Here is a 12,185-nt window from a genome sequence, read left to right on the forward strand (position 1 = left end):
TCTGCCTGATACTGAAGTGTATACTGTAACAGTAAAGTCCGAACAGGTTTTGTACTTATTTCCCTCGACCCTGAGCAACAATTAAAACCGTATAGATTAGGATTTTAAAGTCCATGGCGAGCGACATATTTTCGATGTAAAGGATGTCAAACTTTAATCGTTCAATCATTTCATCCACATTTTCAGCATATCCATACTTAACCTGCCCCCAGGAAGTAATACCGGGTTTTACTTTTTGCAGGAGGCGATAATGTGGTGCGCGTTGAACAATCTGGTCGATAAAATATTGCCTTTCGGGGCGGGGACCTACCAGCGACATATCGCCAATCAGTACCGACCAGAACTGAGGTATTTCGTCAAGTCGCACTTTGCGTAAAAATTTGCCAACTTTTGTAATTCGGGGGTCTTCTTTTGAAGATAGCTGGGGAATTCCGCCTTTCTCGGCATCGCAATACATGCTTCGGAATTTAATCATGGTAAAGGGTTTGCCATGCACTCCCATGCGTTGTTGTTTATAAAGAACAGGCCCTTTTGATGTGAGTTTAATAATAAGACCAATAATCAGATAAGCTGGTGATAATATTATCATGGCAATGATAGAAACCACAATATCAATAATACGCTTGATGGATTGTTGCCAGGCTGGCATAAGGTCAGGCGAAATCTGCAGCAAAGGAGCATGAAAAATTGAATTGGACCGAATTGTGCCCAAAAGGTAGTCCTGCATATCAGGAATTACCTTGATAACTACATTCGTATCTTCCACTTCCGTAATAATCTGCTCAATGGTTTTAACCTCTGAGCGCTCAATGGCTATAATGACCTCTTCCACGCTATAATCTTTTATGATTTTTTTCAAATCGGTTATCTGTCCGAGATGGTTCAGAAATTTTTCAAGCTTATAGTTGTTGTAACTGGCTGCATTCACAAAACCAACAAAATGATTTCCGCTTGATTTTTCCTGGTTTTCAATCTCGTTATATATAGAAATAGCATTGCCGTTGCTTCCTACAATAATGGTATTAAAACCTATTGTTTTGTGATGTATACGATATGCTGTAATGGAAGTAAGGGTGAGCCTGAATAAATATGTTGGAATGAAATGTAAGGCAAACAATACGAGAATAGACTGATAGTAATTCCGGTAAGAGATAATTGTGTCGTCAAGAATAAGCGCAAAGAAAAGGATGATAACACCTATGATGGTAATGAGCAGGGTTTGTCCGAGTTCTTTGAGCCGGGCTTTGCGGTAAATGCGGCGGTAAGTACCAACTAAGATATAAAGACAAAGCCAGAATACCGGAATGAAAATCAGCCCGTAAATGAGGTTGGTGTCTTTGTAAATGGTCTCAGGATACTCGAATACGTTGGGGTCGATGGAGTATTTCCGGAAAATGAAAAATGCTCCCCAGGCCAAAAAAGCCGAGAACAAATCCGCAATAACATACTTTGTTACCTGTAAAGTTTTATTCATTTCGATATATTAAAATGCACCAGTTTTAAGTTGTCTAATGCAATCAGCGATTCCTCTAAGCCTTCTTCTTTCTGAGCGCCAAAAAAGATTTGAAAATCAGTAGCAGAAGGCGTGTCATATTTGGGAACGGTAAGGTTTACATATATTTTTTTCCATTCGTCGGTTTTGTTCAGGTAGAGCAAGGGGCGTTGAACCCTGATGCCCGAAGCCAGATATATGACTCCTACTACCATCGTTTGATTGGCTTTATAATTCATTTCAAGAAATACAGCCGCTCCGTTTCCTGGGAAATCATATTTGCCAATGGTGGTAGCTTCAAAAACGGCGGTATCACCCGTCATTCTGATAAGTGCAGAATAATTATTATCTTCATTTTTATATCCAAATAATAAAGCCGGATCGTTGCTTTTTATAATACCTACAGTGCTTTTGGCTGTGGTGTCGAGTGTTATACCGGTCAAATCAAAGTTTTCGAGCCAGGGGAAATCTACATTTGACTTGTAGGTTACAACTGCATCAGAAATAGTAATGACACTATCCTGAACCAGATTGAGTGTTCGTTCAATGGTGCTGTAAAAAGGATAAATACTGCGGGTGTTGGCTATGCCATTGATTTTAATTCCTGGCCTGATGGTGATTTTTTGCTGACCCTTTCTTAAAATTGGCACTGTAGCCGGAAGTTCAAAAGCGCCAATCAGTGTTTCATCAGCATATACCCATGCATCTGTAATCTTATGAGAAGCTGTTCCCTGATTGTAGTTTGATATTAAATCAATTTGTTCAATGTGGATGTATGATGGAACCAAATCAGGATTGTCCTTTTCTTCACAACCAACTAAAAAAGTGGAGGTTAAAAAAGTGAAAGTAATGAACCGGGACAGCTTGGTAAAAATCCTCATAATTCCATACATATTGCTTACTATCGTGAATACCTCTTCAACGCAGTACAATGTAGATTATTGCCTGCAAAGATGATATTTTTAATTTTTTTTATTTAGGTATTTTTAAACCAGATTTGACGAGTTGTTCATTTTTTCAATAATCCGGTGGGCGAGGTCCAGGGCAGCGTAACCATCATTAATGGTGACAGACGGAATGGTGTTGTTGATAATGGCATCAGCAAAACTTTCCAACTCAGTTAAAATCGCATTAATAGGTTTGATTTCGGGTTTGTCGAACAGTATTTGCTTGGGCTGTTTTCCGGGTCCCAAATCAAGTACCATGGCTAAAGGGTCGGCTGTTTCCGGGTTTACTCCGCGCATTCTGATAATTTCAGCTGTTTTATCAAGGAAATCAACCGCAATGTATGCATCGCGCTGGAAAAACCTGGATTTGCGCATATTTTTCATTGATATACGGCTTGCAGTGAGGTTTGCAACACATCCGTTGGCAAATTCCACTCTTGCATTGGCGATATCAGGTGTATCGCTAACTACTGAAACTCCACTGGCGCTTATTTTCTTAATCTCTGACTTTACCACACTCAATACGATATCAAGGTCATGAATCATCAGGTCAAGAATAACCGGTACATCGGTACCACGTGGATTGAACTGTGCCAGCCGATGTGTTTCAATAAACATTGGGTTGTCAATAAAAGGCTCGGCTGCTATAAATGCCGGATTGAACCGCTCAACATGGCCTACCTGAACTTTTACGCTGGCTTCACCAGCCAGTTTGATGAGTTCAAGTGCTTCTGAAGGTGTAGTAACCACTGGTTTTTCAATGAAAACATGCCTGAATCGTTTTAATGAGCGCGAAGCACAGTCAAAATGTGACAGGGTAGGTGTTACAATGTCAATTACATCTACTGCTTCGATGAGTTCATCGATGCCCGAAAAACTTTTTACTTCATATTCCTCTTCGACTCTGGCCGCATTTTCAGGGTCGGCATCGTAAAAGCCAACGAGTTGATATTTAGCAATCTGCTTGATGCATTTGATGTGAATTTTTCCAAGATGGCCTGCGCCAAGAACTCCGATTTTGAGCATAGGAAGTAATTTGATTCGGTGGTTAGTAATTATGACACGGCGAAATTAGTATTTTTACATCAAAAACAGAAACCTTCGTATTACTTCATGACTCATAACAATTACACTGATACTTTTCGTCATAAAGGGCTTAGAAAGAAGCTGGTAGATAGTATTCGCAAGAAAGGGATTTCAGATGAAAATGTACTCAGCGCAATAGAATCTGTTCCGCGACATCTATTTTTTGATTCAGGATTTCTTGAATTTGCCTATGAAGATAAAGCTTTCCCGATAAGCGCCGGCCAAACTATTTCACAGCCTTTTACTGTGGCATTTCAAACGGAACTTCTGAAAATTAAAAAAGGGGAAAAGGTACTGGAAATTGGTACAGGTTCTGGTTATCAGGCCAGTATACTTTATCAAATGGGCGCAAAAGTTTATTCTATTGAGCGTCAGCGGGTGCTTTATTCCAAAGCCAAAGAACTGCTTCCAAAAATTGGTTTTGGCGTTAAGTTGTTTTTTGGTGATGGCTATAAAGGTCTGCCTGCTTTTGCACCTTTCGATAAAATTATTGTAACTGCCGGTGCTCCTTATGTCCCTGATGCTTTAACCGAGCAGCTTAAACCCGGTGGTATTCTGGTTATTCCGGTTGATGACGAAGAAGGCCAGTTGATGACTTCGGTTTGCAAACATGCCGATGGGCATCTTATTACCGAATATCACGGCCGTTTCAGATTTGTGCCTTTACTAGGCGACAAGGCGCATGAGTAGATGGTTATTTCTGAGGCAACACTGTAACGGTGATTTCAGATGCAATTCGCAAAGCAGTAGTTAATGTTTCCAAATCGTGATACAGGTTCCCGTCTGCACCGGAGTAGTGGCTACGGCCTATGGGGGTGAGTTTGTACCTGGCATTCATCTGATGGGGGTCTATTTCTGCTGCATAAACAACTGCCGGTTGTGATGATGTTTTATATTCCTCATCGTCAGGATATTTGGTGTTTGTCCAGTACTCGTTCCAGTCCCATGACTGATTGATTTCAAATAATATTCTGAATTTGCTGTCGATTGTTTTATCAGTACGGGTGTATAGGGTGAAATTATCAACAGGAGTGGCTCCGCTGTATGCATCAGGCACTTCATAACCCTTTGAGGGTACAAGCGAGCCTTTGTTGTTTACAATATTGCGTTTGTGCATCCAGTAAGGCAGCGCAGCCGGCCTTGAAATTTCTCCGGGTTGCCATTTGCCTTCAGTTTTTTGTCCGAATGAAAATATGCCTGTAGCAATTGAGCGGGCTACATAAAGAGTTTGAATGTAGTTGCCATCCATGTCTTCTATCCAAACAGCCATCAGAGGGTGATTGTGTTCTGGCCCTTTTTTGAATTCAATGATTAATTCAATGCCAGTTCCCTGAATATTTGTGGAAATGGTGTCAATGGATGTTGAAACTGTTTTTTTGTTTAAAACCTGAGACGTTGCCCCACCAGGAATAAACAATCCTGTAACCAATTGCAAGCTCAGGAAAATGGCAGCATTCACAATGATTGATGATGTGTCTTTCATAAGGTTCACTGGTTAAAATTCGACAATAATTCCGATGGTAGGCAAAACGGTGCCCGATGTGTTGACTACTTCTTTCAGCAAATAACGCGAAGGGTCTTCCTGATTAATGAGACTGTTCCCGAACTCATCTGTTTGTGTAATCAGGTTGGGAGGGCCATTCTGCTTGAAATTATAGAAATTCTGGATGTCGATGTATAAATTAAGTGACCATTTATTAAAAAAGTACTGTTTGTCAATTCTTACATCCAGTTGTTGAAAATTTCCCGTTCGGAAAGTGTTAAAGTTGCTGTAATCCAGATAACCTTGTTTACGGGCATCCCAGGCAGCAATGAGTGACGACCTGTTTAAATCCCAGGGAGTATAAGGTGAGCCACCTACAAATCTCCATTTGGCTCCGAGATTCCAGTTTTTTCTGAATTCACGTGAGATGGTGACATTCAGCAAATGTTTGTTGTCCCATGATGAAGGAATATAAGCATTGTTGAAATCCTTAAATTCACTTCTGACAAATGTGTAAGAGAATATGATGTCATAATGTCTGGCAATTTTGTCGCGCACATAAGCTTCAATTCCATAGGCCCTTCCCCGGCCTGTTGAAGTTACTTCTTCATTTCCAAAAACTCCAAAATCACCTCCTTTGTTGGCCAGCGATACTGAGTCATTGACTGAAACCGGATAGTTTTCATATTGTTTATAGAAAGCTTCCAGCGTAAATTTCGTATCTTCCCGCCTGCGGTATTCAATACCACCCACCAAATGATTGGTTGCGATGTATTTGATATTGTTGGTTTTGTTTACCAGGTTTCCACTGTTATTTCTGAAGCCTAGCGTTGTGTAGGAAGGCTGTTGATAATACCTTCCTGTATTGAAATTCAGGAAAAATTTATCATTAACTGCCCAGGCGGCACTCAGGCGGGGAGAAATTTGTTTCAGAGGATTTGACATGTTTTTTGAAAAGGAATTGCCTTCAGCCCTTAATCCAAATGATAAAATCAGGCGATCGTTGTTTAGATTGCGGCTCATTTGTCCGAATATGTGATACTTGAACATGTCTATTTCTGAGCCATAATCGATTGTGCGTATCGTGTCTGCCGGCAGTGGAATAAAAACCTTTTGAAATGTAGTAGTGGTAAAGCGGGCGTATTCACCGCCAACACCTGATATTAACTTAAATCCGTTTACCCTGCCTGAGTTTTCATATCTGAATTTATTTTCAATCTCCTGAGAAACATAATCCAGTGTTTTGTTTTTGCTCTCATCATTGTTTTCATACTTGTAAGCCTGATTATTAAGCATGTTCCGGCTAAATACCCAGGTGTCGAATGAGTTGGTTCTGAAATGTTTATAAACTGCGCCAATGGCATAATTCCATTGTTCATTTACCGGAAGGTAATTGAGTATATATTGTTGGTCTTCAGTCGGATTGTTTAATCCGGTATTGAGTCTGAACTGATCAATAGCGCCAATGCCCAGTACGGTGAGTTCGTTCTTTAAATCAAACCTGGTTTTTGTTTTAAACTGAAAGTCGTTGTAGGTTGGCAAAAATGGCAGGCCAATTACATCAAAAAGAAACTGAAGATAGGACCGGCGGGCAGAAAACAAAAAGGTTGTTTTTTCACTTAAAGGGCCATTCATTGCCAGCGACAGGTCGCTCGCCCCAACCGAACCTTTGAATACTATCCTTTCCTTATTTCCGTCAATTTGTTTCATTTCAAGCACTGAGCTCAGCGCATTCCCCCGGTTAGCCGGGAATGCACCTGAATAGAAGTCGACTTCACGGATAAAATCAACATTAATAATTCCGACAGGCCCTCCTGAAGCTCCCTGTGTGGCAAAGTGGTTCAGGTTGGGAATTTCTATCCCATCAAGGAAGAAACGATTTTCGCTGGGGCCGCCACCTCTTACAATAATATCGTTGCGGAATGAAACTGTGGAAGCAACTCCCGGAAGCGCCTGAATAACCTTGCTGATGTCGCGGTTAGCTCCCGGGTTTTTCTCAATATCGCTAATGCCCAGTGTGCGCATTGATACAGGGCTTTCTTCTGTTTTTCGAAACGGAGAAGCTTTTACAACTACCTGCTCCAGTTGAATGGTTGTTTCGCGAAGAGGGATATCAATGAAAAAGGTTTTGGCATTGGTCACCTGAAATTCTTCGCTGATATAAGGCTCATAACCAACCGACGTAGCCGCAAGTTTCACAAAGCCGGGCTTTATGCCGGTGAATATAAAATTTCCGTCAAGATCAGAGGTTGAACCAATCGTTGTTCCAAAAATAATAATGTTGGTAAAAGGCAGAGGATTGTTGCTTTTCTCATCAAATACACGCCCCCTGATGGTACCGTTCTGCGCAAAAAGCTGAAAAAGTGATAGTATAAAGTAGCTTGCTAAAAATATTTTCTTCATAACAATTGTGGAAAAGGTGCAAAACAGTGATTGTTGTTTAATATTTAACGTTGAATCATAAACATGAATCGGAAGGAAATGTTTAATTGTGCCAGTGCTATTCTTTAATTGCTATAAAATAGCGATGAAATGATTTCTGCATTTCTTTCAGTGCCTGAAACTCCATCCAGCCAATTTATTTTCAGTCCTTTTTTTTCCATCCTTCTGAACCAGGTCATTTGCCGTTTGGCAAACTGATGAATGGCTGTATTAAGTAAGCTAAACATTTCGTTTTCAGATATTTTCCCTGTTAAATGAAGCGTAATGTATTTGTATTCCAGACCATAGTATATTAATTCTTCAGCTTTAAGTCCTTTGTTTAATAAATTTTCAACTTCGTTCAACATGCCATTCTCCATCCTTTGTTTTAGCCTTTCGGTAATGCGGCGTCTGATGACCTCTCTGGGGAAATCAATCCCAAAAATCAGACTGTTCTCAGCCGTCACAGGGTGTTCATGATTTTTACTGTGTTGATTATTTGTACTGTTTTCGGCCCTTGCTACCTCAATGGCTCTGAGCAGTCTCTGGCGGTCTGTAATATCGGTAGTGTTGTGCAATGGCCTTAATGTTTTCAGCATTTCGGTTAAATCCAGATTGCTCAGGTTTGCTGCCTCTGCTCTGAATAAATCGTCGATGGGTGCTTCAATAAGTTTATAGAGGCCAAGTGCGGCTTCCAGGTACATTCCACTGCCACCGCAAACAACTATATTTTTGTTTCTGGCAAGAATGTCGTTGGCCGCCCGGATGAAATCTCTTTGATAATCAAAAATGTTGTATTGGCTGCCTGCTTCAACAATGTCAATCAAATGCGAAGGTATAATTTTGCCATCAATCACATAATCAATCAAGTCTTTACCAGTTCCTTCGTTCATGTCTTTATAAACCTGACGTGAATCAGCTGAAATAACTTCACCTTTAATTTTAGAGGCCGTAAGGGCTGCCAGTTTGGTCTTTCCGGTTGCTGTTGGCCCAAGGATGATAATATTTGGATACTTTTTCATATAATTTCTTTCATTTGCTGCAGTTCCATTTCACGGTTTGCCATAAAATCTCTGACAGCGTTGAGGTCAGGTATGCTGGTTTCGTCAAATGAAAGGTTGTTGAGTATTTGTTTTAAAGATGTATCCATAGGAAATGATGACTGCAGAAAGTTACTCAACCGTACTTCGTTTGATTCAGGGTAATCTTGGTTAGTTTCTTTCAGGTATTGTAGTATTCTCAATGCATCAGCTTTCTGCATGCACGCCTTTTCAAAGCTTTTAACTGTTTTGGCATTGGCCCGAAGTGGTTCCCATAAAGGTTTGTTTTTAGCTGTTTCTTTTAGCAATGAATCCATTGGTGTTGGCAAATCGCTGATAAATAACTTGTTAAAAGTACTAAATGTTTGTTTAACTTTAAGAAAGGCTGCTGAGTGATAAATCGGATAACTGTCCCAGTTGCCTGATTTCCCTTTTATCATGGCTGGACCTGTGCCAAAATATACGCGGTCAGAGAATCTTGCTGCCGGATAGATATATGTACCGCTCCCGATAATAATGTTGCCTTGTTTTCTGAGCTTCTGAATAAAATAGAAGTCTTCTCCGCTAAGTTTGGGGGTTAACCCTCCGTTTTTCAGATAAGTATTTGCCTTGCATGCCATGCCTGATCCAATGGCTGAAAAAGCGTATGGATTATCACATAAAAGCATATTTAGCGCGTAATTTCGCATATAAATTTCATAGCGCAGCAAGCACCGGTCAGCTATTGTTTCGCCCGTAAGCTTGTGGTAATATGGTGCTGAGAGACCAGCCGCCTGAGGGTGCTTTTCGAATCCGGAAATCACAGAATTGATAAAGCTGGAAGGATACAGTGTGTCAGCATCAATGCTGATGATGATGTCTTCCGGTTCAGCTTGTAAGGCAGCTTCATCCATGGCTGTTTTTCTTGCCCATCCCACTCCGTGGTTTTTTCCTTTCCAGCCATTGCCGCGGCTGCTTTTATCAATAACCTGAATTTTTGGATTTTTTCGGGATTCCAACCATGAGATAGCTGCCTGATTGTCTTCGCAAATATTCAGCTTTATCGGATTATGCCACCATTCATCAGGTTGATTGACACATACAATCATTTTCCACTGTTGAAACTGTTGCTTCTCAATACAGCTTAGCAGCACTTCGAGGTTTTCTGTTTCGTTTAAAACAGGCAGGGTTAAATAAACTTTCATATGCTTACTGTTGTTATTATCCTCAATTGCGCCAGCCAGATTTATGTGTTTAGTTGAAATTTATGCAAAAGTAATGATCCTGCCTATGAAATCTAATGAAGTTCTTGATAAACTGCCCCGTCATTTGTTAAAACTGGTGATTGACCAGCCCTATAATGATTATACAGCGCAGGATCATGCTGTATGGCGTTACGTAATGCGCCGCAATGTTCAGTATTTGAGTCGTGTTGCCCATGGTTCGTATTTGGATGGATTGAAAAAAACCGGAATCAGTATTGACGCCATTCCACATATGTATGGAATGAACCGAATACTAAGGGAGATAGGTTGGGCTGCTGTAGCTGTGGATGGGTTTATTCCTCCCTCTGCTTTTATGGAATTTCAGGCCTATAATGTGTTGGTAATTGCTGCTGATATCCGGCCAATTAGTCAGATTGAATATACGCCGGCTCCTGATATTATTCATGAAGCGGCCGGCCATGCTCCAATTATTGCCGATCCTGAATATGCAGCTTATCTTAAGTTTTTTGGCGAAATTGGAGCAAAAGCATTTTCTTCAGCCAATGATTATAAATTATACGAAGCCATCAGGCATTTATCTATCCTTAAAGCCGACCCTTATACCCCAATGACTGATATTGAGAATGCTGAATGGCAAATAAAGCAAATAGAATCAGCCATTGGACCTGCCAGCGAAATGGCGCTAATACGTAATTTGCATTGGTGGACGGTTGAGTATGGACTGATTGGAAATATTAAAGATTATAAGATATACGGAGCCGGATTGCTTTCATCTATTGGCGAAAGCATGAATTGCATGAAGCCTGAAGTGAAAAAAATCCCCTATTCGATTGATGCTGTGAATTACAGTTTTGATATTACCACGCAACAACCCCAGTTATTTGTAACTCCGGACTTCAAGCATCTGAACAGTGTTTTGAATGAGTTTGCCAACACAATGGCCTTGCGCAAAGGGGGGGCTCTGGCAGTTAAAAGAGCCGAAGACTCAGGCTCTACAGCCACAGTTGTATTAGATTCGGGCATCCAGATTTGTGGGACATTTGATGATTGTATTTACGCAGATGGAGAAGTGATATATGTAAAAACGAATAGTTCAACATCTCTTTGTGTTGATAATCATGAGCTTATGTTTCATGGTCGAAAATATCACCCTCAAGGATTTGGCTCACCTCTGGGAAATCTGGTGGCTGGCGGCTACTCCTTTTCAAAAATGACTCAGGGTGAACTGGATGATGCAGGTTTTCAACCTGGTGTGAGACAGGAGCTGCTTTATGAGAGTGGAATAACGCTGCAGGGAATTTTTGAAAGAGCTACATTTTATAAAGGAAAACTGATTTTGCTAAGCTTTTCATCTTGTCTGGTGCAATATAAGGGGCAAATTTTGTTTAAACCAGCGTGGGGCAACTATGATATGGCTATTGGTGAAGAAGTAATTTCAGCTTTCCAGGGCCCTGCCGATGCTGATGCATTCGATCTCGAATTTCAATCTCCTGCCGAGCAGACACATAAGATTATCCATAATAGCCAGTCACGCCGGCTTCATCAATTATATCAGCAAATCAGAAATGCCCGCTCAGGAGAAGGAAGTATGTTTCAACCTGCAGATTTACTGAATGAAATTACCACTGAATACCCTGATGAGTGGCTTTTGCTGCTTGAATTGTATGAATTCCTTGAAAGTGCCCAAGCCGATAAAAGTGTATTGGCTTTGGTTGAGCAAAGGCTTCATCAAATTAAAATTAAAAATCCGGCATTCAAACGCCTGATTGATGATGGGATGAAAAAACTGGAGGTGCTGAAGTGATAGAATATAACGTTTCCCGTTCATTTATGGATTGAAAATGTGTTAAGTAAAAGATAATCAGTGTTATGGGGTAAATGAAGTAACTTTAAGCATGATGTTTTACCATGTTTATGAACATGTGTTCATTAAAATGATGATATTTCTCAATGGATGCTTTTTTTTTGTATATCGAATGTTCTATATACTATCTTTGCCATATCAAAGCCTGTAAAGAGGCCAAATTACTCAATCACAGTTTGTAAATGAACCGAAGCATCATATCTGGAAAACTTAGCCGCGTTGTTATACTGGCAACCGCGTTTTTTGTTTTCTGGATTTATTTGGGTTCTCTTATAAACTTTCATCAGCATCATATTTTTGGTCGCACCCTGATGTCACAGGGGATTCTTTCCAAAAGGGAGGAGTCAATCGAAGCTGCTGTTAATGCGCATATATTTCCGGTTGTATTGTTTTCTGACAATACCTGTTCAGAGGATTTGATTGAAAAACCTGCAGAACTTACAATATTTACTGAAACCCAAATTTGTTTCAAATCTGCCCTCATATCGTACCAATCTCTGGTTCATGCGCTCAGAGGGCCTCCCGCCGTTTAATTTCTGCTTTGCCTGCATTGTGAAAGTGTGGCATTTTTAATTCACCTATTACTTATTTATTTGACTTGTGCTCAAGTTGTTGATTTTGATCAACATATCGGAGAAAGTCATTGC

Annotated in this window: 10 protein-coding genes; 3 read left to right on the top strand and 7 right to left on the bottom strand. The window is 40.4% G+C overall.

All coding sequences use genetic code 11. The features are described from left to right. Positions 1-55: 55 nt before the first annotated feature. From H6541_10390 to H6541_10400, 3 genes are all read right to left on the bottom strand, one after another. Positions 56-1,474 (bottom strand): sugar transferase, encoded by a 1,419-nt coding sequence (locus tag H6541_10390; GenBank protein ID MCB9016192.1) that lies wholly within the window; start codon positions 1,472-1,474, stop codon positions 56-58. Next, positions 1,471-2,373: a hypothetical protein gene (locus H6541_10395; protein ID MCB9016193.1), complete on the bottom strand. Its 903-nt coding sequence runs from the start codon at positions 2,371-2,373 to the stop codon at positions 1,471-1,473. Before H6541_10395 ends, H6541_10390 begins: the two co-directional genes overlap by 4 nt. Positions 2,374-2,478: 105 nt before the next feature. Continuing rightward, positions 2,479-3,465, bottom strand: coding sequence for a Gfo/Idh/MocA family oxidoreductase (locus H6541_10400; GenBank protein ID MCB9016194.1), 987 nt, complete (start codon positions 3,463-3,465; stop codon positions 2,479-2,481). 87 nt (positions 3,466-3,552) lie between these two features. Here H6541_10400 and H6541_10405 point away from each other — a divergent pair, with 87 nt between their 5' ends. Beyond that, positions 3,553-4,215, top strand: a complete 663-nt coding sequence (locus H6541_10405) for a protein-L-isoaspartate(D-aspartate) O-methyltransferase (GenBank protein ID MCB9016195.1) — start codon at positions 3,553-3,555, stop codon at positions 4,213-4,215. A 4-nt stretch (positions 4,216-4,219) separates the two neighbouring features. Here the strand turns inward: H6541_10405 and H6541_10410 are convergent, their stop codons facing one another. From H6541_10410 to H6541_10425, 4 genes are all read right to left on the bottom strand, one after another. Further along, on the bottom strand, positions 4,220-5,008 hold the full coding sequence (locus H6541_10410; protein MCB9016196.1) for a hypothetical protein: 789 nt from the start codon (positions 5,006-5,008) through the stop codon (positions 4,220-4,222). Between the two features lie 12 nt (positions 5,009-5,020). Then, entirely contained in the window at positions 5,021-7,411 is a 2,391-nt protein-coding gene (locus H6541_10415) for a TonB-dependent receptor (protein MCB9016197.1), read from the bottom strand. Positions 7,412-7,515: 104 nt separating this feature from the next. Then, a complete protein-coding gene (gene miaA, locus H6541_10420; protein MCB9016198.1) occupies positions 7,516-8,451 on the bottom strand; it encodes a tRNA (adenosine(37)-N6)-dimethylallyltransferase MiaA in 936 nt (311 codons plus the stop codon). After that, entirely contained in the window at positions 8,448-9,653 is a 1,206-nt protein-coding gene (locus H6541_10425; GenBank protein MCB9016199.1) for a hypothetical protein, read from the bottom strand. The genes miaA and H6541_10425 overlap by 4 nt, the downstream gene beginning before the upstream one ends. Positions 9,654-9,732: 79 nt before the next feature. On the opposite strand from H6541_10425, the gene H6541_10430 reads away from it, so the two are divergent. Both H6541_10430 and H6541_10435 read left to right on the top strand, forming a co-directional pair. Continuing rightward, positions 9,733-11,478 carry an aromatic amino acid hydroxylase gene (locus tag H6541_10430; GenBank protein MCB9016200.1) on the top strand — a complete coding sequence of 582 codons (1,746 nt, stop codon included), beginning with the start codon at positions 9,733-9,735 and terminating at the stop codon, positions 11,476-11,478. A 242-nt stretch (positions 11,479-11,720) separates the two neighbouring features. Further along, on the top strand, positions 11,721-12,071 hold the full coding sequence (locus H6541_10435; protein ID MCB9016201.1) for a hypothetical protein: 351 nt from the start codon (positions 11,721-11,723) through the stop codon (positions 12,069-12,071). Positions 12,072-12,185: the final 114 nt, after the last annotated feature.

This window comes from Lentimicrobiaceae bacterium (assembly GCA_020636745.1).
Classification (GTDB): Bacteria; Bacteroidota; Bacteroidia; order Bacteroidales; family Lentimicrobiaceae; genus Lentimicrobium.

Bases quoted from the DNA above. Each gene is read 5' to 3' on its own strand.
- H6541_10435 (MCB9016201.1), top strand. From the start codon at position 11,721: ATGAACCGAAGCATCATATCTGGAAAACTTAGCCGCGTTGTTATACTG.
- H6541_10425 (MCB9016199.1), bottom strand. From the start codon at position 9,653: ATGAAAGTTTATTTAACCCTGCCTGTTTTAAACGAAACAGAAAACCTC.
- H6541_10390 (MCB9016192.1), bottom strand. From the start codon at position 1,474: ATGAATAAAACTTTACAGGTAACAAAGTATGTTATTGCGGATTTGTTC.
- miaA (MCB9016198.1), bottom strand. From the start codon at position 8,451: ATGAAAAAGTATCCAAATATTATCATCCTTGGGCCAACAGCAACCGGA.
- H6541_10400 (MCB9016194.1), bottom strand. From the start codon at position 3,465: ATGCTCAAAATCGGAGTTCTTGGCGCAGGCCATCTTGGAAAAATTCAC.
- H6541_10395 (MCB9016193.1), bottom strand. From the start codon at position 2,373: ATGAGGATTTTTACCAAGCTGTCCCGGTTCATTACTTTCACTTTTTTA.
- H6541_10415 (MCB9016197.1), bottom strand. From the start codon at position 7,411: ATGAAGAAAATATTTTTAGCAAGCTACTTTATACTATCACTTTTTCAG.
- H6541_10410 (MCB9016196.1), bottom strand. From the start codon at position 5,008: ATGAAAGACACATCATCAATCATTGTGAATGCTGCCATTTTCCTGAGC.
- H6541_10405 (MCB9016195.1), top strand. From the start codon at position 3,553: ATGACTCATAACAATTACACTGATACTTTTCGTCATAAAGGGCTTAGA.